At 61.7% G+C, this 19,473-nt stretch carries 21 protein-coding genes and 2 tRNA genes; 13 read left to right on the top strand and 10 right to left on the bottom strand.

Features of this window, described 5'->3' with window-relative positions:
• Positions 1-2 precede the first annotated feature (2 nt).
• The 3 genes from FJ964_RS16830 (at position 3) to FJ964_RS16840 (ending at position 3,634) form a co-directional block, all read left to right on the top strand.
• Complete coding sequence (locus FJ964_RS16830) at positions 3-800, top strand: xanthine dehydrogenase family protein subunit M (RefSeq protein ID WP_140551425.1); 798 nt, start codon at positions 3-5, stop codon at positions 798-800.
• Between the two features lie 192 nt (positions 801-992).
• Positions 993-2,015 (top strand): acyltransferase, encoded by a 1,023-nt coding sequence (locus FJ964_RS16835; RefSeq protein ID WP_140551426.1) that lies wholly within the window; start codon positions 993-995, stop codon positions 2,013-2,015.
• A gap of 239 nt (positions 2,016-2,254) precedes the next feature.
• Positions 2,255-3,634: an OFA family MFS transporter gene (locus FJ964_RS16840; RefSeq protein ID WP_140551427.1), complete on the top strand. Its 1,380-nt coding sequence runs from the start codon at positions 2,255-2,257 to the stop codon at positions 3,632-3,634.
• Positions 3,635-3,789: 155 nt separating this feature from the next.
• On the opposite strand, the gene FJ964_RS16850 is transcribed toward FJ964_RS16840, so the two are convergent.
• Together FJ964_RS16850 and FJ964_RS16855 are read right to left on the bottom strand one after the other, a co-directional pair.
• A complete protein-coding gene (locus tag FJ964_RS16850) occupies positions 3,790-4,284 on the bottom strand; it encodes a GNAT family N-acetyltransferase (protein WP_140551428.1) in 495 nt (164 codons plus the stop codon).
• A complete protein-coding gene (locus FJ964_RS16855) occupies positions 4,281-5,039 on the bottom strand; it encodes a copper homeostasis protein CutC (protein WP_140551429.1) in 759 nt (252 codons plus the stop codon). Before FJ964_RS16855 ends, FJ964_RS16850 begins: the two co-directional genes overlap by 4 nt.
• Before the next feature lie 199 nt (positions 5,040-5,238).
• On the opposite strand from FJ964_RS16855, the gene FJ964_RS16860 reads away from it, so the two are divergent.
• Positions 5,239-5,667, top strand: a complete 429-nt coding sequence (locus tag FJ964_RS16860) for an SRPBCC domain-containing protein (protein WP_140551430.1) — start codon at positions 5,239-5,241, stop codon at positions 5,665-5,667.
• Between the two features lie 117 nt (positions 5,668-5,784).
• Positions 5,785-6,240 carry a carboxymuconolactone decarboxylase family protein gene (locus FJ964_RS16865; RefSeq protein ID WP_140551431.1) on the top strand — a complete coding sequence of 152 codons (456 nt, stop codon included), beginning with the start codon at positions 5,785-5,787 and terminating at the stop codon, positions 6,238-6,240.
• 67 nt (positions 6,241-6,307) lie between these two features.
• On the opposite strand, the gene FJ964_RS16870 is transcribed toward FJ964_RS16865, so the two are convergent.
• The 4 genes from FJ964_RS16870 to FJ964_RS16885 form a co-directional block, all read right to left on the bottom strand.
• Positions 6,308-6,754, bottom strand: coding sequence for a hypothetical protein (locus tag FJ964_RS16870; protein ID WP_140551432.1), 447 nt, complete (start codon positions 6,752-6,754; stop codon positions 6,308-6,310).
• Between the two features lie 228 nt (positions 6,755-6,982).
• Positions 6,983-7,414, bottom strand: a complete 432-nt coding sequence (locus FJ964_RS16875; protein WP_140551433.1) for a cupin domain-containing protein — start codon at positions 7,412-7,414, stop codon at positions 6,983-6,985.
• A gap of 107 nt (positions 7,415-7,521) precedes the next feature.
• Positions 7,522-7,872 carry a RidA family protein gene (locus FJ964_RS16880; RefSeq protein ID WP_140551434.1) on the bottom strand — a complete coding sequence of 117 codons (351 nt, stop codon included), beginning with the start codon at positions 7,870-7,872 and terminating at the stop codon, positions 7,522-7,524.
• 65 nt (positions 7,873-7,937) lie between these two features.
• Complete coding sequence (locus tag FJ964_RS16885; protein ID WP_140551435.1) at positions 7,938-9,074, bottom strand: FAD-dependent oxidoreductase; 1,137 nt, start codon at positions 9,072-9,074, stop codon at positions 7,938-7,940.
• 231 nt (positions 9,075-9,305) lie between these two features.
• Between FJ964_RS16885 and FJ964_RS16890 the strand changes: the two genes are divergently transcribed.
• Positions 9,306-10,508 (top strand): ornithine cyclodeaminase family protein, encoded by a 1,203-nt coding sequence (locus tag FJ964_RS16890; protein WP_140551436.1) that lies wholly within the window; start codon positions 9,306-9,308, stop codon positions 10,506-10,508.
• Positions 10,450-11,655: an aminotransferase class V-fold PLP-dependent enzyme gene (locus FJ964_RS16895; RefSeq protein ID WP_246676191.1), complete on the top strand. Its 1,206-nt coding sequence runs from the start codon at positions 10,450-10,452 to the stop codon at positions 11,653-11,655. The genes FJ964_RS16890 and FJ964_RS16895 overlap by 59 nt, the downstream gene beginning before the upstream one ends.
• Before the next feature lie 6 nt (positions 11,656-11,661).
• Here FJ964_RS16895 and FJ964_RS16900 read toward each other — a convergent pair whose 3' ends face one another.
• Both FJ964_RS16900 and FJ964_RS16905 read right to left on the bottom strand, forming a co-directional pair.
• Positions 11,662-12,756 (bottom strand): LysR substrate-binding domain-containing protein, encoded by a 1,095-nt coding sequence (locus FJ964_RS16900; protein WP_224625463.1) that lies wholly within the window; start codon positions 12,754-12,756, stop codon positions 11,662-11,664.
• Positions 12,757-12,820: 64 nt separating this feature from the next.
• Entirely contained in the window at positions 12,821-14,083 is a 1,263-nt protein-coding gene (locus FJ964_RS16905) for an amidase (protein ID WP_181172502.1), read from the bottom strand.
• A gap of 333 nt (positions 14,084-14,416) precedes the next feature.
• On the opposite strand from FJ964_RS16905, the gene FJ964_RS16910 reads away from it, so the two are divergent.
• The 3 genes from FJ964_RS16910 (at position 14,417) to FJ964_RS16920 (ending at position 16,932) form a co-directional block, all read left to right on the top strand.
• On the top strand, positions 14,417-15,448 hold the full coding sequence (locus tag FJ964_RS16910) for a transporter substrate-binding domain-containing protein (RefSeq protein ID WP_224713344.1): 1,032 nt from the start codon (positions 14,417-14,419) through the stop codon (positions 15,446-15,448).
• Between the two features lie 73 nt (positions 15,449-15,521).
• Positions 15,522-16,244, top strand: coding sequence for an ABC transporter permease subunit (locus tag FJ964_RS16915; protein ID WP_140551438.1), 723 nt, complete (start codon positions 15,522-15,524; stop codon positions 16,242-16,244).
• A 1-nt stretch (position 16,245) separates the two neighbouring features.
• The gene (locus tag FJ964_RS16920) at positions 16,246-16,932 is read left to right on the top strand and encodes an ABC transporter permease subunit (protein ID WP_140551439.1); all 687 of its coding nucleotides are present in this window, start codon (positions 16,246-16,248) and stop codon (positions 16,930-16,932) included.
• 449 nt (positions 16,933-17,381) lie between these two features.
• On the opposite strand, the gene FJ964_RS16925 is transcribed toward FJ964_RS16920, so the two are convergent.
• Positions 17,382-17,456: transfer RNA gene (locus tag FJ964_RS16925), tRNA-Asn, on the bottom strand.
• A gap of 221 nt (positions 17,457-17,677) precedes the next feature.
• Here FJ964_RS16925 and FJ964_RS16930 point away from each other — a divergent pair.
• Positions 17,678-17,938 carry a hypothetical protein gene (locus FJ964_RS16930; protein WP_140551440.1) on the top strand — a complete coding sequence of 87 codons (261 nt, stop codon included), beginning with the start codon at positions 17,678-17,680 and terminating at the stop codon, positions 17,936-17,938.
• Between the two features lie 52 nt (positions 17,939-17,990).
• Here FJ964_RS16930 and FJ964_RS16935 read toward each other — a convergent pair whose 3' ends face one another.
• On the bottom strand, positions 17,991-18,242 hold the full coding sequence (locus FJ964_RS16935; protein WP_140551441.1) for a hypothetical protein: 252 nt from the start codon (positions 18,240-18,242) through the stop codon (positions 17,991-17,993).
• Positions 18,243-18,463: 221 nt separating this feature from the next.
• Here FJ964_RS16935 and FJ964_RS16940 point away from each other — a divergent pair.
• Both FJ964_RS16940 and FJ964_RS16945 read left to right on the top strand, forming a co-directional pair.
• A tRNA-Cys gene (locus FJ964_RS16940) sits at positions 18,464-18,537 on the top strand.
• 89 nt (positions 18,538-18,626) lie between these two features.
• Positions 18,627-19,295: a protein-L-isoaspartate O-methyltransferase gene (locus FJ964_RS16945; RefSeq protein ID WP_140495747.1), complete on the top strand. Its 669-nt coding sequence runs from the start codon at positions 18,627-18,629 to the stop codon at positions 19,293-19,295.
• Positions 19,296-19,473: the final 178 nt, after the last annotated feature.

A 19,473-nucleotide genomic window follows, 5' to 3' on the forward strand; every position in this document is an offset into this window, starting at 1 on the left:
CAATGTACGCAGTCAATTACCACCGCGCCGCCTCAGTCGCCGATGCCGCGAAGCTCGTCACGAGCGGCGACGCCAAGTTGCTGTCGGGTGGCATGACCCTGATCCCGGCCATGAAGACGCGGCTGGCGGCCCCTTCCGATGTCGTCGACCTGTCGCGGATCAAGGAATTGCAAGGCGTGACCGTGTCCGGCAGGACGGTCACGATCGGCGCCGCCACCACGCATTTCGATGTTGCCAGCGACGACACGTTGAAACAAGCCTGCCCGGCGCTCGCCCATCTGGCATCGATGATCGGCGATCCGGCAGTGCGCTACAGGGGCACGATCGGCGGCTCGATCGCCAACAACGACCCGGCGGCCGATTATCCGGCGGCCATGCTGGCGCTAAGTGCAACAATCATTACCAACACACGCCAGATCGCGGTCGCCGAATTCTTCAAAGGCCTGTTCGAGACGGCGCTGGAGGATGGCGAAATCGTCACCGCCGTCACCTTCACCGCGCCGGCAAAGGCAGCCTATGAAAAGTTCCGCAATCCGGCCTCCCGCTACGCCATTGTCGGCGTGTTCGTGGCCAAGGGTGAGGACGGCGTCAGGGTGGCCGTGACCGGCGCCGGCGACGATGGCGTCTTCCGCTCGAAGGAGATCGAGGCCGCGCTTGCGAAGGACTTCGTGGCTTCGGCGCTCGACGGCGTCAAGGTGCCGCCGACCAAGCTGATGAGCGATATCCACGCTTCCGCCGAATACCGTGCCAATCTGGTCGCGGTCATGGCCAAGCGCGCGGTGGCCGCCGCCAACGCCTGATTCCTTTCTGGTCCTGTCAGGCAGGAGAGGGACTTCGCGCCCCTCTTCCTTAGACGGGCGCATTGTGGCAATCTCGCACTTGCACAAAGCGATATTGCACTGCACTATGCCGGCGATCAAACGCGAGCCGGGTTCGGCGTGTTCATCACGACCTGCGACCCTATTCGCATGTTTCAATGCGAAGGGAGCGGCATGACCGACATCTCCGCGACGCATGTTGTGCCGCCAAGACCCGTCGCCGACAGATCCGCCAGGACAAGACTGGCCTATCTCGACGGCTGGCGCGGACTTTCGATCGCGCTGGTGCTCATCGGCCATTTCTTTCCCGTTGCAGGGATCAATCTTGGCGTGCTGGGCGTCGAATTCTTCTTCGTGCTCAGCGGCCGGCTGATGGCCGAGATCCTGTTCGTCGAGCGCTACCCGCTGAAGAAATTCTTCAAGCGCCGCTTCTCCCGCATCTATCCCGCACTGCTGGTGTTCGTGATCGTTTCGATGATTGCGCTGTCGGGCACGTTCGTCGCCTTCAAATGGAAGGCGGCGCTGACGGCGCTGACATTCACCTACAACTATGCCGGAATTCTCGTGAACCGCGCCGGCGCGCTCGACCACATCTGGTCGCTCTGCGTCGAAGAGCATGCCTACATAATCCTGGCCGCGATCAGCGCGTTCGTCGCAAGCCGCAGCCGCGTCATCCCGCTGCTCCTGGTGCTGGCGGTGCTGGCCATGGCAAACGGTGCCGTTTCGTACTGGTTCCTGCATATGGATTACGAAACCACATACTGGCGCACCGACGTGCACATTGCGTCGATCCTGCTGTCCGCCGCCATCTGCCTGCTGAAGGCCGACGGCAAGCTGCCGGCCCTGTTGAATGGCCGCTATGTGGCGGTGGCGGCAGCCGTCGCGGCGGTGCTTCTGTTCATGGACCCGGTACCGACCCCGATCCACTATCTGGTCGCCGTGCCGCTGCTGGCGGTTGCCGTCAACGCTCTCGATTTCAGCACGAGGTTGTTTTCCGGACTGCTGTCGTCCTGGCCTATGGCGACGCTGGGCCTATGGTCCTATTCGCTCTATCTGTGGCAGCAGCCATTCTACAAATTCGTCTATGAGCGAGGCAGCGACCCGTGGCTGATGCTGGCTGGGGTCTTTGCCTGCGCGCTCTGCAGCTATTATGTCATCGAGCGGCCGTCGCGTGAGTGGCTGAACCGCAACTGGTGAGTGACGCCGCAGCGTCCTTCCCTTGCGTTGCATAGCGGCCAAGGTCAGCCTCGCTCGATGCCGCCTGTTCGGCAGCTTGTTTGGTAAGTTCATCCTAATCTATCCAGGGGTGACCTGGCGATCTGCTTGCCGGACAGCCCAATGTCCTTAGACATTGGTACTATGGCAGCTATTCCTTGTTGTCCCGCCCCGTGCTCCGCCTAGTTTGTTCGAAACAGAACATTGCATGGGAGGATGGAATGGCAACGACCAGGGAAAACGCCGGCGGCTGGCTCGACCGGTCGCGCACGATCGCCGAGCCCGGTTTCAGCAGATGGATGGTGCCGCCGGCGGCATTGTGCATTCATCTTTGCATCGGTCAGGCCTACGCGTTCAGCGTCTTCAACCTGCCGATGTCGAAACTGATCGGTATCACCGATTCGGCGCCCGATGATTGGAAGCTGACCGGACTCGGCTGGATTTTTTCGATCGCGATCCTGTTCCTTGGCCTCGCGGCAGCTTTCGGCGGCGGTTGGCTGGATCGCGTCGGCCCGCGCAAGGCGATGGTCGCGGCCGCCTGCTGTTTCGGCGGTGGTTTCATCGTGTCGGCGCTCGGCGTCACCTTGCATCAATTGTGGATCATCTATCTCGGCTACGGCGTCCTGGGCGGCATCGGCCTCGGGCTCGGCTACATCTCGCCGGTCAAGACGCTGATCACCTGGTTTCCCGACCGGCCGGGCATGGCGACAGGCATGGCGATCATGGGGTTTGGCGGCGGAGCCTTCATCGCTTCGCCGCTTTCGGTCTATCTGTTGAAGCTGTTTTCGACCCCGCAGCATATCGGTGTCGCCGAAACCTTCATCGTGCTGGGCATCGTCTACTTCATCTTCATGCTGATCGGCGCTGTCATCGTCAGGGTGCCGCCCGATGGCTGGCGTCCGGCCGGCTGGACGCCGCCGGCGACACAAAACACGATGGTCACAACCGCCAACGTCCATCTCGACGACGCGTTGAAGACACCGCAGTTCTGGCTGCTGTGGGGCGTGCTGTGCCTCAATGTGACGGCCGGCATCGGCGTCCTCGGCCAAGCCTCCGCCATGAGCCAGGAGATGTTCCCGGGACGCATCACGCCGGCGGCTGCCGCCGGCTTCGTCGGCCTGCTGTCGATCTTCAACATGCTCGGCCGCTTCTTCTGGGCATCGACCAGCGACTATATCGGCCGCAAGACGACCTACGCGGTCTTCTTCGTGCTGGGCGTGATCCTTTATGCGGTGGTGCCGTGGACGGGCCAGTCGGGCAACGTGTTCCTGTTCGTGCTGTTCTATGGCGTCATCTTGAGCATGTATGGCGGCGGCTTTTCCACCATTCCGGCCTATCTGCGCGATGTCTTCGGCGTGCGGTATGTCGGTGCCATCCATGGCCGCCTGCTGACGGCGTGGTCGGTGGCGGGTGTGCTGGGGCCGGTCCTGGTCAACTACATCAGGCAGTACCAGATCGATGCAGGAGTAGCGAAAGCCGATGCCTACACGGTCACCATGTATATCATGGCCGGCCTGCTCGTCGTCGGTTTCCTGCTCAACCTGATGATGCGGCCGGTGAATGCACGGTTCCACATGAAGGCTGAACCGGCTGCAGCTTAAGGAGAGTGATCATGGCGCAAGACAACAGCAATTCTGTCAAATTGGTCCTTGCCTGGCTGCTGGTCGGCATCCCGCTGTTGTGGGGGTTCTGGACGACGCTGGTCAGTGCGGCAGCGTTGTTCCAGTAGTGGCAGAGACCTGGAAAGGAGCAGCGCTCAGGCGATGATCCGCCTGACGTAGTAGCGCACCGCCTTCTTGCCGCCGTGGATCACCGCGTCGCCGACCTCGGTGAAGCCGAGCGCGGCATGGAAGGCGTCCGAAGCCGGATTGGGCGGGTCGGCATTGACCTCGCATGTGACCAGTGCGTGGCCGGCGCGCGTGGCGTGCTCAAACAGGTCCTTGTAGAGCAGGCGGGCATGGCCGCGGCCACGGGCTTGCGCCGCCACCACGACACGATCGACATAAACGAAGCGCTCGTAGCGTCCGCGAAACCAGAGAAAATTCGGGCTGTCGTACCGGGCCCCCTGATCGAAGGTCATGATGAAGGCGTCGAGCGCGCCGATGCGGCGCGCATAGAACGCCTCGCCAAGCAGGAAAGACAGGCGCTCGGGCTCAAGCCACGACAATTCGGCGGCATGCTCGTTGTTGAGCGCGAGTATGGCCGCTTCGTCGCTTTGCGAGACAGGGCTGATCGGGGAGAGAGCGGTCATGCCTTGGCCGCCGCGATCGTCGCTGCCACAAGCGGCGTATCGGTTAGCGTATTGCGATACTCGCGGTCGAGGTCGGAGCCGCCCATGCCGACCTTGGGATTGCGGTAGCGCATGGCGCTGGGCACCTCCTTGAGGGCGGCGAAATGCATTTCGGATAGTCCAGTCCTTTGCCGCACCTCGGCAATGTTGCCGAGATCGAGCCCGCCGCAGCCGAGAATGACGATGCGATCGCCTCCCTGTCGCACCAGGTCCGCCAACAGCGACAGGCCTTCCATCGCCGTGTCGCGCTGGCCGCTGGTCAGCACGCGGCCGACCTTGCAACGGATCAGCGCTTCCAACGCCTCGGCCGGGTCGCGCGTCATGTCGAAAGCGCGGTGACAAGTGACGTTGAGGCCGCCGGCGGCCTCCGTCAATTCGCTCATGCGGCGCTCGTCGATGGTGCCTTGGGCGGTGAGGCAGCCGAATACCACGCCTGATACGCCGAGGTCGCGCAGGGCGGCTACGTCGGCCAGCATCGAACGGTACTCGGTTTCGCTGTAGAGAAAATCGCCGCCACGCGGCCGCACCATGACATGGAACGGCACAATCGCCTGGTCGAGGGCGGCGCGCACGGTTCCCAGGCTCGGCGTGATGCCGCCTTCGACGAGGCTGGCGCACAGTTCGACCCTGTCGGCGCCGCCGGCCTGCGCGGCCAGAAGGCCATCAATGCCCTCGACACAGATTTCGATCAGCGGCGGGCGGACTTCTTCGGTCAAGGTGTGATCCTGTCCATGATGTTGTGAGAAGCCCGTAGCACCCGGGCGGCCGGCGCGAAAGCAGGAACGGCACGTCGCATTGGACCAGGGGGCATTTCCCTGCTTGACAGTTTTATAACTACATGGTTATGAATTAATCCATAGCCATAAGGTTATTGATCGCGAGCGGCCGCTCGACAACGACAAAGAGGAGCAGGGCATGACACAGACCAAATCGATCGTCGTTGAACGGCTGATTCCGCATTCGGCGGAGAAGATATGGCGTGCGCTGACGGTGCCCGAACTTGTCGCAGAATGGCTCATGCAGAACGACTTCGCGCCGCAAGAGGAGCATTGCTTCACCTTCCGCGCTTCACCGGTACCGGGCTGGTCGGGGGTGACGAACTGCGTCGTGCTGAAAGTCGAGGCGCCACGCCTGCTTGCCTATAGCTGGGGCGACGGAAGCGAATCCGACAGCGGGCTGAAAACCGTGGTGACCTGGTCGCTCACGCCTGAGGGCGCGGCGACCCGGGTGCGGATGGAGCACTCTGGATTCCGTCCGGCCGACGAGCGTGGATATGTCGGCATGGGAAGCGGCTGGCCGCGTATTCTTGAGCGGCTTGAGCACGTGGCTGCGAAGCAAGGCTGAGCGCCGACTCTCCTCGATCAGCTGGCGGGCATGGCCGGCGAACCACAATAAGTCTCCCGATGGGCCGCTTCCGGGCAATGGCAAACCGCGACCAAACGTTTCAAATGGAGAAAGACTATGGAAGCCAGGCTCAAGAACCCCGTGATGCTCATTCCCGGCGCTTTGCAAGCACTGCTGGCGCTGGATAAGTCGACCGAGGCGGCCGATTTGCCCTATGTGACACGCAAGCTGGTCCATCTGCGCGCCAGCCAGATCAATGGCTGCTCGGTCTGCGTCGACATGCATGCGCGCGAACTCAAGAAGGCCGGCGAGAAGGACGAACGCATCTTTGCCTTGTCGGCCTGGCGGGAAACGCCGTACTTCACCGATGCCGAACGCGCCGCGCTTGCCCTTGCCGAGGCCGGCACAAGGCTGGCCGACCGAACGGATGCAGTGACGGACGAGGTATGGGACGAGGCCGCCCGGCACTATGACGAAAAGGCGCTTGCCGGGCTCGTCATCCAGATCGCCGCGATCAACGCCTTCAACCGGCTGAACGCCACGACGCGGCAGATGGTCGGCGCCTGGGGCTAGGGCCGCGAAGGCGAGCCGTGCCCCGGTGCAATGGACGCTGGAATCGCGGTGCACCGAAGCCGCTTGCCTAGCCCGGCCGGGTCGCGGCCGGTGGCAGTTCGAACAGTTTGGCGCCATTTTCCTCGCCGCGCTCGACATAGCCGATGGTGCGAAACCATTTTGCGATTTCCGGTCCCGTGAGCCAGCTGCGGGAGTGAATAGGGAGATTCCCGGCGAGCGCCTGGATCTGCCTGATATGCCGCCTGCAGAAACGCACGGTCGCGGCCCTGAAAAAGCCCTCGCGCGCGGCGAACAACGTGTCCGCGGCGTCGCCATGCTCGTGCCAGGCTATGATCGCCACGGTCCCGTCGCTGTCGACAAGGGCATGGGCGCGGCCCTCCTTCAGGTTCATCATCAGATTGTCGTAGGCGACCTTGCTGTCCTTGCCGGCGGCGATGTATTCGTCCGACATCCGCTTGGACAGATGGCGAAACACGTCTTCCAGATCGCCGACCGTCGCTGTTCGTGCTCTCATTTCTGCTCCTTGAGCCCCGGCAGGGAGTTTGCTCCAGGAAAAGGCATTCACCAAGCAAAGGGATTCCGCGGAAAACCCAACAGAGGGAATCCGGTTCCGCCGGTAAGGCGGCAACCGGCATAGCATCGTCAGCCCGGTCGTGCGGAACCGGATGTGAAGAGCTGTGCCAACGACTTCGCGCGGCGCGCTCCTGTGGCGAGGCAGTCGAGGAGCCAGAGCAGCGGTGGCTTACTGGCGCAAAACCGTGTTCTTGGCGCCTTGTTCGACCTGGTCGATCACCAGAAGCTTGACCGGGTTGTCGCCGATATTGGTGGCCTGATGCCACTGCCCGATCATCTCGATGATGAAATCGCCAGTCTGGTAGGTGTTGCTGTTGCCGGTCTCGACATTGGTGACCTTCAACGTGCCGGCTTCGACATAGGCGTAGCGCGGGAACGGATGCTTGTGCACCGGCAAGGTCGCGCCCGGCGCTATGTCGTAGGTCGACACCAGCACCTGCACGTTCTTCTGCGGCAGCGTGATCGGCTGGCCGGAAGCGGTGGTCGTGCGCGAGGCGAGGGGTGTCACGACGACGGGCGTGCCGCTGCTGTCCAGCGCATGAGCGCCGGTTGCGAACGCTGCAGCCGCCAGCAGCAAGGCCGATGCCAGGATTTTTCGCATGATTCCTCCCCGAACCGCCGCATCTATCGCGCCGGGAAGGCCCGCGCGCAAGCATGCCGCTGACGAATCTGATCGGACTCGTTGACCTCGACGTTGCGTGCGACGTGTCAGATCGCTGCGGTAAGCTGAATCTCGACGCGGATCTCGGGCAGCGCGAAGCTTGCTCCGACCGTCGCGCGTGCCGGTGGCTCCGCGCCGTCGAGCCATGTGACCCAAGCCTTGTTCATGGCGTCGAAGTCTTCGACGTCCTTCAACCAGATCTGCGCGAACAGCAGCTTCGATCTATCCGAACCGACGCTCGCCAGGAGGCGCTCCGCCTTTTCCAATATCTCCTTCGTCTGGTCCGGCGTGCCGTTTTTCTTGTTATCGGCCGTCAAGCCCGAGAGATAGACCGTGCCGTTATGAACGACGATCCGGCTAAGCCGTTCGTTTTTGTCGAATCTTTCGATGTTCGCCATGGCGGAGGTCCTAACTGCATTGGTCAAAAGCAGGCCGCTGCAGGCGATCCCGCAGCCTGCGGGGATCAAACGTGCGCGACTGCGGAGCGCTGAGCGTGGACCTGGAAGAAGCGTTGCGGGCGAAACGTCTCCATTTCATCATGGATTTTGCCGCGCACGACTTCGTCGGCGACCACCTTGCCCAATTGCGGGCCGATGGTCACACCGCTGTGCGTTACGGCCATGTAGTGGCCGACGATGTCCGGCATGGCGCCGGCGACGGTGTAGCCGTCCTCCGGGAACGGCCGGACAGTGGTGCGAATGGCTTCCACACCTGCATCGCGGAGCGACGGCAGGACCTTGGCCGCCGCATCCAGGAGCGTCGACGCCTCGCCCCCCGTTGGGCTGAGCGCCTCCGGCTTCTCCAGGGTCATGTCCACCGAGACCTTATGGATCATGATGCGGCCCGCTCCGTCGGGACGGATATCCAGATCGTCGGCATGCAGTTGGCTCCGGAGCGTCAACGCCACCGGCGGGGTGAAGGCGAGCACGCCTATGGTCGAGGAAAGTGGGATGCCCTGGGCATCGCCGAGCCTCTCACTAGACCAGCCGCCGGTGCAGCTCACGACGGCATCCGCGGCGTGCCGGTCTCCATCCGCCGTGCGAACTGCCCGTACGCGCCCGCTTTCGGTCTCGATCTCGGTCACGCGTGAACCGAGTTTGACCTGTGCTCCCCAGCGCTCCTTCGCCGCCCGCAAAAGCCAGGCTGAGTAGAGCACCGGATCGACCCAGCCTTCTTCCGGATAGTAGGAGATTGGACAATCGCCGAAGGCGGAGACATCGATATCGGGCTCCATCTCAGCAACACGCTTCTTGTCGATCCACTCGACGCCGTAGCCCCATTCCTTCATCTGCCTGAAGTTCTCGAAATAATCGTCCATCGACTCCGGTTCCGTTCGCCAATCGAAACTGCCGGTCTGGGTGAGCCAGGGAACGATGCCGAAGTCGCGCTTGAGTTCAAGATGGGCGCGCATTCCCGAGACGTTCAGATCGAAATACGGCCGGGGCCGCTTGGTCGTCGCATTTGTCCAGGCAAAGCTTACCGCCGACGTGCCGCCTGCTATCCTTCCGGCCTCCAGCACGACGACGCTTGCTCCCGCCTTGGCGCACTCATAGGCGGTGGAACTGCCGATAATGCCGGAACCGATGACCACGACACGCATAAAAGATGACCTCCAATAAATTACCGAGCTAATGACGCCATCCGATGCGAGTAATCCCTGAAAGACGAATCGATGCAAATGCCGTTATATCGTTGAGGGATGTTGCTGGAGTTTTTGACAGTACTGCTGACGCCGCTCGCTTAATTCGATCGACGCCTGCGGTGTGTTTGCAATCCCGCACAACATCCTCGGTTGCCTGAAAACATTGCAATGGGTGCCAACTAGGGTCAATTGAACTGGTCGCTGCCGTTCATGGCCAAAAGTTATGAACCAGTGTCCCGACCACCTCCAGCCGCATCGGTCGGCCCATTAGTCCGCGCGGGCAACTTCCCGCGCGAGGTTATCAAATTCGGGCGCAACCGTTTGCGAGGGCAATGCTACGCTTGGCGAAGATCGGCGTATCAGCGATCTCGGAACGGGAGAGACTGCGGAGTGAATGGCGAGCCGGAATTCCTCCTGATCGACAAGAACGCGATCCGGGACATTTTGAGCCTCTCCCTGGCTCTTGACACGACCGAGGCCGCACTGCGCAAAACATCGAGCGGCATGGCGCGCCAGCAGATCAGGCGCACGCTCGAACTTCCGGGTGCAGCCGGGAGTTGTCTGTCGCTCATGTATGCTGCGCTGGATGACCGGCCACTGTTCGGGGCGAAGGTGCTTTCCGTGTTTCCTGACAATTTCGCGCATGGATTCGCGTCTCACCGCGGCGGTGTCTTCCTGTTCGACAAGGATCATGGACGGCCTGTAGCCTTGATCGATGGGGGAGAGCTTACGGCTTGGCGGACCGCGGCGGCCAGTGCTGTCGCGACGAGGGCACTTTCGCGCGAAGACAGCACCACGTTGACACTGTTCGGATATGGCGAGCAAGCGCGCCGGCATGTCGCGGCTATTGCAGGCGTCCGGCCAATCCATACGATCCATGTTTGGGGCCGCGATTTTGCAAAGGCACAGCGCTTCGTCGAGGAGCAGTCAGCCGCCGGATTCCAGGCGAAGGCACATCGCGACCCTGGCGAGGCCGTTCGCGAGGCCGACATCATCTGCACCACGACATCTTCCGAAAAGCCGGTGCTGTGCGGCGAGTGGCTTCCGCCTGGTGTCCATATCAATGCGGTCGGGGCGAGCGTCGCTTCATGCCGCGAGCTCGACCTCGACTGTGTGCGCAGAGCGCAGATCTGGGTCGACTACCTGCCTATGGCGCTGACGGCTGCGGGAGAACTGGTCGAGGCGATTGAAACCGGCGTGATCGGCGTCGATCATATCCGTGGCGAGGTCGGCGACGTGCTGGCAGGTGCGAAACCCGGCCGCTCCGGCGACGATCAGATCACGCTTTTCCGATCTCTCGGCGTTCCCGCGCAAGACATCGAGCTTGCCAATCTTGTCTATATCTGCGTCCGCAACGCCGGACTCGGCACCTCAATTGATTTCAGGTTGTGATGCCATGCTGAGCTGCCAACGAGATCTCTTCTCCATTCCCCGCGATACAGCTTATCTGGATGCCGCATACATGTCTCCGATCCCGATCGCCGCCGTCGCGGCCGGCGAGGCTGGCGTCAGGGTGAAAGCCGAGCCCTGGAAAATGACCATCGCCTCTTATTACGACGAGGTGGAAGAGGCGCGGCAGCTCGCCGCATCAATGGTGGGCGCCGATGCCGACGAAATAGCCATTGTGGCCGCCACCAGCTATGGCATGGCTATCGCAGCCGCCAACGTTCCGGTTCCGGCAGGTTCGGCCATCCTCCTGATGGAGAACGAACACACCTCGCACAGATATGTCTGGTACGACCTCGCGCAACGCGCCGGCGCCTGCGTCGATATCGTCCCGCAACCAGCCGACGGCGACTGGACCAGCGCGATCGTATCGGCAATCCAAAACTCGAGCCGTGCCATCGCGGTCGTCGCGGGGACGCTGGTGCATTGGTTCGAGGGCATGGCAATCGACCTGGAGGCAGTGGCCGCCGCCACACGGGCAGCGGGCGCCAGTCTCGTCGTTGACGGAACCCAGTGGGTTGGCGCGATACCCTTCGATGTCCGGCGCGTCCGACCGGACTTTCTCGTCTTTGCCACCTACAAGTTCCTTCTGGGGCCATATCGCCTCGCATTCCTTTACGCCGACCGGCACTGGCACACAGAGGGGCGCACTCTGGAGCATCATTCATGGAACCGGATGGGTGGGGACAAGTCGGACTTCTACAAGGTGGCCGTGGCCGAGTTTCTTCCCGGCGCGCGGCGGTTCGACATGGGGGAACGCTCCGATTTCGCGGTCCTGCCCATCGCGATCGCCGCAATGAAGCTCATCCGCGGATGGACCATCGAACGCGTGTTTGAGCGCCTGCGTCACCTTAACGAGCTTGTCTGGGCGCAGGCGGAAAGCAGAGGGCTGCCGGTCGCGCGTCCGCGACACCCAACGCCCCATATCGCGATCCTCGATATAGGCGACCGTCTTGCGCCGGACGCGGCACAAGAGCTGAAGCGGGGTGACGTGCACGTCACGCTGCGCGGCACGAAGATGCGCGTGTCGCCGCATGTCTACAATGACGAAGCCGATATCGGCCGCCTGTTCGAATGCCTGCCGCTCCGCTAGAGGCTCTCAGCGGTGAATGGAAACAGTTCTGTCGGCCTGACGGCGAGGACCCAGCGCGGTGATTCCGGCCTCAACGCTGTTCATAAAGGTTCGCGTCGTCTGGATGAGATGCTCGGTGAAGGCGTCCGCCGCCGTCGATGCAATGACACCCCACGGCCGGTAGACGCTGAGATTCAGATCGAGACGTGGCCGGAAATCCCTGATCTCGATCGGCAGGTCGCGCGCCAGCCACGCCGAAAGCCTGTCGACGACGCTCACGCCCGCACCGGACGCGACAAGGGCGATGCACGCACTGGAGAGGCTGGCCTCTACCTTCAACAGACGTCCCACCCCGCGTTCTTCGCACAAGGCATCGAGTTGCTGCCGCATCGGATCGGCAGAACCCATCGAGATGAAATCGAGACCGTCGAGATCTTCCGCCTGCACCACGTCGAGTTCGGCCAGACGGTGACCCGCCGGCATGACGCAAACAGGCGGCGTCGCTGTCAGCGCTCGTCTGACGATTGAAGAATTCTCGTCCGATGCCGTTACGCCTATTCCGATGTCGAGCTGATTGCGGCTCGCCCGCTGCACCACCGTGGCGGAGCTGCGGATATCCAGGGAAATCGACACCGACGGATGCTGTTTTGAGAAGCTCGTGATGATGGACGGCAGCAGCGTGGACCCGAAAGCCGGGAGCGCGCAGATGTTCAGCCTGCCACTGCGCAACTCGCGTATCTCCCTCGCGGCGCGCGAGATGCCGCGCGCGGACTCGAAAACGCGCTTCACCTCGGCATAGAGCATGTGTGCTTCAGGGGTGGGGATCAGCCGCTGCCGGCTTTTCCTGAACAGCTGGAAATCCGCCTTCTCGCTGAGTTGCTGGAGCATCTTGCTGACAGCCGGCTGCGTGATGTCGAGTGCGTCGGCCGCCTTCGTGGTCGTTCCGTGCAGCATGACCGAAGCGAAGACCTCGATCTCGCGAGGCGTAAACTCTGCCTCCTTCGTGACGGTGTCCTTTTCGCCAAATTTCATGCCCGCGTTACCTTGCCAGGCAGCTGGATCGCTGTGCCGAAACAGCCAGCTGCGAACGCCAAGATTAATGGGAAGGGCCGGATGTTCCAAGAGGCGCGCGAAGGAAGTTTATTCCTGGAGGTTATGAACTTTCAGCGATTTGGCGGAACTGATTTCAGTTGCTTGTCAACATTTCGGCGAGGTCGAGCAAACCGGCGTCCTGACGCGGACCTGAGGCAAGTTGCACCGACACCGGAAGCCCGCCAGGAACCGGCAAAGGAATAGCCAGCGCCGGCATGCCAAGCATATTTGCCCAGCGGCGGAAGCGGCCGCCGGCCATTCCCCACGGCACCATTTCCCCATTCACCTCGGTAAGTTCGTCGGAAAGCCGCGGCGCCGATCCAGGCGCCGTAGGGATGGCAAGAGCGTCCAGGCCCGCGATTTTCTCCAGAAACCGGCCTCGGACGTCGTTACGGATTGCGATGGCGCTATCATAGGCGTCGGCATGGACACGAATGCCGTCCTGCAGGAATGAGCGAACCGCGTCGCCGACCATGTCCGGCTTCTGATCGATGGCATTGCGGTGGATTCGCGCGAACTCGAATTGGAGGATTGTCAGCCCCGCGGCGACGAACGCCTCCCTGTCGTCGAAGGAGATCTCGACCGTGCACACTTCGGGACGATCGAGCATGGTAGCCATCGCGATATCGACTGACGTGTCGACGTGAGTGCCAACCAGCTCTGGGCAGATGCCGACGGTGATGCCGGTTGTCGTTCTGCTGCCCCCGCTTGCCGACGAGACGAGCCGTTTTCCGGCAAGCGCCTCGGTCATCAGGCGAACGTCCCTGACCGAGCGTGCAAGAACGCCGACGCAGTCCAGCGAAGGCGCTATGCTCATGACGCCCTGCACGGCGATCAGATCATTGGTCGGCTTGTAACCGAACAAGCCGGTTGCAGCAGCCGGGGATCGGTTTGACCCGCCGCTGTCCGTGCCAACCGCCGCCAGGCAAAAACCGGCTGCAACCGCTGCGGCCGAGCCGCTGCTCGTCCCACCTGTCCCACGGTCCGGATCAAGCGGGTTGGCGACCTTGCCGAACCAAGGGTTATCATGACCCCCGACGCACAGTTCGTGCAGGTTCGTCTTGCCGATGATGATGGCGCCGGCCGCCTGAAGATTGGCAATGCACGTTGCCGTTTCCGTCGCGACGTGGTCCCGAAACAGCCGGGAGCCAGCCGTTGTCGGCCAATCCTTGACATCGATAACGTCCTTGACCGTGATCGGCACGCCATGCAGCGGACCGCGCCATAGACCGGATCTGATTTCGCGTGTGGCCTGAAGCGCGGCGTCCAGGGCGCCAGCTTCGTCCACGAATATCATCGACTTGATGTGTTCATTCAGTTCCTGGATGCGCTCGAGGCAATCCTCCACGATTTCCACGGGCGACAAGCCGGCGGCGATCTTTTCGCTCATCTCCTCGATCGATCGGCAAGGGCTGCTATTCATATGACGACCTTAGAGCGAACGGGCCTGACCGACTGCATTGCGGCCGGCCGGAACCAGCCGACGATGCCACATCAGAAATTTGCTGGACAGTCGCGAGCTTATTCCCGTGGACGCGGGACTATCGCTGAAAACTCATAGTCGCGACCAATGGCGGCGTCGTGAACCGTTCAAGCCTGTCCTCGCACGCGCCGATCAAGGAGCGCCGATCGTTTGCCGGTCGCCGGACTGCGTCACTCGAAGGGGCTATCGCTGTCATAACTATTGGTGATGAACCGCACGGCAGGGGGCATTAGATCGAGATCATTTGAACTGTTAGCGTTTTCAAACACCGCCCTGAAAGAAGGTCGACTGAGCCGAATGGCCAAGTTCGCATCGCCGACATCCGTACCAGTCCACGATGCTCGATGCTGCCGGCTGGCCACGGGCCGACGCCGAAAGATCGGCAAATGCCCGGCGACCAGCATCATTATTGCGGAAGATACAAATCCACAGAAACAAAAAAGGGGAACAATCATGAAAAAGCTTGCACTCGCCTTGTCACTGATCGTGGCGGTATTTGGCGCCGCCAACCCATCGTCGGCGGCCGATGATGTCATCCGTTTCGGTGTCGCCGCGGAGCCATACCCGCCTTTCTCCGTCAAGGATGCCAGCGGCACCTGGCAAGGCTGGGAAATCGACCTGATGAATGCCGTTTGCAAAGAGATGAAGGCGAAATGCGAGATCGTCGATATCGCCTGGGACGGCATCATTCCCGCGCTGTTGGCCAAGAAGTTCGACGTTATCTGGAGCTCGATGTCGATCACGGACAAGCGCAAGGAGGTGATCGATTTCACCGACAAGTACTACTATTCGCCCAACGTGCTTGTCGGTGCCAAGGCGGATACGCGGCAGTTCGACGTGACCAAGCCGGAGACATTCAAGGGGATCGCCGTCGCGGCACAGAGTGCCAGTCTGCAGGCGACCTATATGCAGGATAAGTTCAACGGCATTGCCGAAGTGAAGATATATCCAACACTCGATGACGAAATCGCCGATATCCAGGCCGGACGCGTGGATCTCATGGCGGCGGCAGGCATCCAGATCCAGGATTTCTTGAAGAAGCCGGAGGGCCAGGCTTATGAAATCAAGGTGACGCTGCCGCATGAGAAAATGTTTGGATACGGCGACGGCGGCGGCCTGCGCAAGGAAGACAGCGCTCTGAGGGACCGCCTCAATGCAGCACTCAAGGCGGTGCGCGCCAGCGGCGAGTATGACACCATCACCAAGCGCTATTTCGATTTCAACATTTACGGCGATTGATCGTCTGGTTCAGGCCCGGGGACGGCCGCCACGGGGCGGCCGTCGCCATCTTCATTGAACTGGAACGCGCTGTATGAACTCGACCGTGTCTTGGGCAACCCTGCTCAGCTTCGGGGACAAGGGCTGGGGCGACGAATTGCTTCTTGGCGCTTGCCTGAGCCTTGGAATTTCGATCAGCGCCTATCTCGTGGGCCTGACCCTAGGCCTCATGGGTGCGGTGGCCAAGATCTCGAAGAGCCGCGTGGCCGCCTCCGCAGCCGTTGCCTATACGACAATCATCCGGTCCGTCCCGGACATTCTCATCATATTTCTCGTCTACTATACCGCGACGGACGCGTTGCGCTGGGCCGTGAGCCTGGCGGGACTGACTTCCGAATTCCAGGTCAATGGGTTTGTCGCCGCGACGCTGTCGCTTGGGATCGTTCAAGGCGGCTACAGCACGGAGGTCCTGCGTGGCGCGATCGTGGCCATCCCGCGAGGTCAGGTCGAGGCAGCCCACGCACTCGGTCTGACACGGCGACAGACGTTCTTCCTGGTGACCGTGCCGCAAATGGTTCCCCTGGCCTTGCCGGGGCTTGGCAATTTGTGGCTGGTCGTCTTGAAGGAAAGCTCACTGGTCAGCCTGATCGGCTTTACCGAGCTCGTTCTCGCCGGCAAGATGGCTGCCGGCGCGACGCGCGACTACTTCATGTTCTATTGCGCGATCGCGTTCGTATTCCTCGCCATGTCGGGCATATCGGCGATGCTTTTCCATGCCCTCGAAACAGCCACCGTCCGTGGCGGGAGGCGGGGCTAGCGTGACTGAGTTTGGAGCGTACCTTGCCAATCAGCTTCTGGCCGGCGTCCAGGTCACCATAATCCTGTTCCTCGGCTGTGCGGCGGTCGGCAATTTGCTTGCCATCCCGGTTGCACTGGCCCGGTTATCCAACAGCAAATGGCTGCGATATCCTGCGGTTGCGTTTATCCTCGCGTTCCGGGGGACCCCGCTCCTGGTCCAGCTTTACCTCTGCTACTTCGGTATCGGCCAAATTCTCTCGGGTATCCCCTCGATTCGCTACAGCCCGCTGTGGCCCATTTTGCGAGGCGCAGACTTCTATGCGTTTTTTACCCTTTCCCTGAACACCGCGGCCTACTGTGGCGAGATTTGGAGAGGGGCGATACAGGCCATTCCAGAAGGGCAGCGGGAGGCCGGCCAATCGCTTGGCCTGTCGAAAACACGGATCATGATTTCCGTCCTTCTCCCGCAGGCTTTCAGGTTGGCTTTGCCGGCGATCGGCGGCCAGAACATCCTGCTTTTGAAGGGGACCGCACTGGCGTCGACGATCACGGTCTTCGAACTCATGGGTGCGGCGAACCTCGTTCGCGCGCAGACATTTCGGGTCTACGAGCCTCTGTTCGCGGCCGCGCTAGGATATTTCCTGCTGGCGGCATTGATCACTATCGGCTTTGGTTTCTTCGAGAGACGGCTTGCTCGACACCATTGAGCGGAACGGATCGGTGTATCGAGCCGCCGCGTGGAAGGCGACGTGACCTTCAGGCCATGCCGAATTCGCCATAGGATCGCGCCGCGTCGATGACCTCGCCAAATCCCATTTTGCGAGCAGCGGTTATTTCGTCGCGGAACTGATCCCATTCTGTCGGGGCCGTTGGCGCGCTTGACCGCGTCGGACAAAAAACTTCTCGGCCTCTGCATGAACCCCAGGGTATTTCTTTAGGGCCTCCTGGTCAGTGGCACCAAGCGCGCACGAGGTGTTCTCGCTTGCCCAAAATGGCCCGAAGTTCTTCAGGGATTTTTGCGCATGTAGCGCCATCCGGCTTTGCCGCATTCTGAATGTGGTTCACGTGGATCTTCATAGCCCAGTGTACCCCGCAGTGTACCTCTGGGAGCCGAAACCCTTGCAGTGCTTGGGTTTAAAGACATTTCTGGATTAAGTGGCTCCCCGGGCCGGATTCGAACCAGCGACCAACCGGTTAACAGCCGGTTGCTCTACCACTGAGCTACCGGGGAACAGAGGCTCTCATGCGAGTGGCGCAGCCTATAGCAAACCCTTTTCGGCTTTGCAAAGAACCATTTCGCATTTTTCCGAGACTTTTTCGCTCAGGCGTTTCTCGCAATCGGCGGCGTTCGTCCTCATATTAGCCTCCTTGCGAGGGGCGCGGAACCGAATGCGCGGTCGCGGCTTTCCTCAAGTGACACCCTCAAGCCACCAGACGGACCAGCCATTCGAGATGACGGCAGCAGAAGAAAACCAGGCAACGGCGCGAAAGATATCGGTCTTCGGGCGCAAGTTCACCATGCCGCGTTCGCGCGGCCTCAGGATTGCGATCGGCGTGCTTTTGACGATCGGCGGCATTCTGGGGTTCTTGCCTGTTCTCGGTTTCTGGATGGTGCCGCTCGGACTTCTGGTGCTCTCCTACGAATTCGCCATGGTGCGCCGCCATCGGCGCCGGTTCGTCGTCTGGTGGGAACGGCGGCGCCGGCCGGATTGATCGGCCACGCGGGGCCTTGCCCGGCTTCGTCGCGGCGACCTTTGGGGCCGAATCAAATCGCAGCGCTATCCTGCGTTCCAGTGCTCGCCTCCTCCGGGGCGTCCTGCTGGCCTGCTTTCAGATCCTCGCTGATTTCCTTCAGGACGGCGGAAGCCGAGGCAAGGCGCGCGCGGTCGCGCGGCGAAAGCCGGCCGGTGCCTTCTATCTTGAGGCAATCCATGGCGTAGCGCACCAGCTCCTCGCACCCCAGCAGCGGCGAGCTGTCCGCATTGTTGGTCGACTCGTCCGGTTTGGCCAGCTGCATGGCGCAGTCCTCCTCGGCTTCAACGCAGCCCGGTGCGCGGAGTTTCTCTCGATCATCCGCCATGCTTAACGGCTTGCTAACGCAGCTCGAACCGCCCTGTCTCGCATTTAGGGCGGGGTGCGGGAACTGGCGCAGGCGAAACCGTCGCGAATGCATTGTCGCCGCTTGACGGCTTTTTCGCCGCAACCTATTGGAACCGGGTGGAACGCCGGGAGCAACGAGGCCTCGTGGCGGAGTGGTTACGCAGAGGACTGCAAATCCTTGCACCCCGGTTCGATTCCGGGCGAGGCCTCCAATCTCCGGGCTCCCGCGCGTCAGCGCAGGGGCTCGCCGTTCCCGTCTAGATGAACCGCGATGTGGCGCGGCAAGCGGATTGGTTGGGACATGAGCGCTGATTTCTCCGAGCTTCGCGTCAAGATGGTCGATGGTCAGATCCGCACCACCGACGTGACCAGCACACCGCTGCTCGACGCCATGCTTTCCGTGCCGCGCGAGCTTTTCGTCGACGAACGCCAGCGCAATCTCGCCTACATCGACGAAGACATCCGCATCGCGGACGGCCCCGGCGGCGCGCGATATCTGATGGAGCCTTCGCCGCTGGCCAAGCTGATGCAACTGGCCGAGATCAGTCAGGCCGATTCGGTCCTCGATGTCGGCTGCGGCACCGGCTATGCCTCGGCCATCCTGTCGCGACTGGCGGGATCCGTGGTGGCGCTTGAAAGTGATTCGGCGCTGGCCGAAACCGCAAAGTCGGTGCTCTCATCGCTGGGCTGCGGCAATGTGACCGTGGTCCAGGGCCCGCTGCCGCAGGGATATGCGGCCAAGGCGCCCTACGATGTCGTCTTCGTCGGCGGCAGCGTCGGCAAAGTGCCGGCGGCGCTGCTCGACCAGCTCGCCGAAGGCGGCCGTCTCGTCGCGGTCGAAGGCCAGGGTAATTCCGGCGTGGCGCGGCTTTTTTTCAAAGCAGGGGGGGTTGTAACCGGTAGACGGGCATTTAATGCGGCAATTAAGCCACTACCCGGGTTCGAACGTGAGCATGCTTTCGAATTCTGAATGATTTGGCCTTGCAGCAGAGGCTTTGTCATGGTCGCTTGCATTTGAACAATCGTTGCTGATCCCAATGGGGGCACTTTGGGCCGAGCGACAGGGAACATTCTGACACGCCGCTCCGGTTCTCAAAGGAGAAGCCGGTGCGGTGTGGTTCCCATGGAAAACGAATGAGGGTTTAATG

This window comes from Mesorhizobium sp. B2-3-2, assembly GCF_006442295.1.
Taxonomy (GTDB): domain Bacteria; phylum Pseudomonadota; class Alphaproteobacteria; order Rhizobiales; family Rhizobiaceae; genus Mesorhizobium.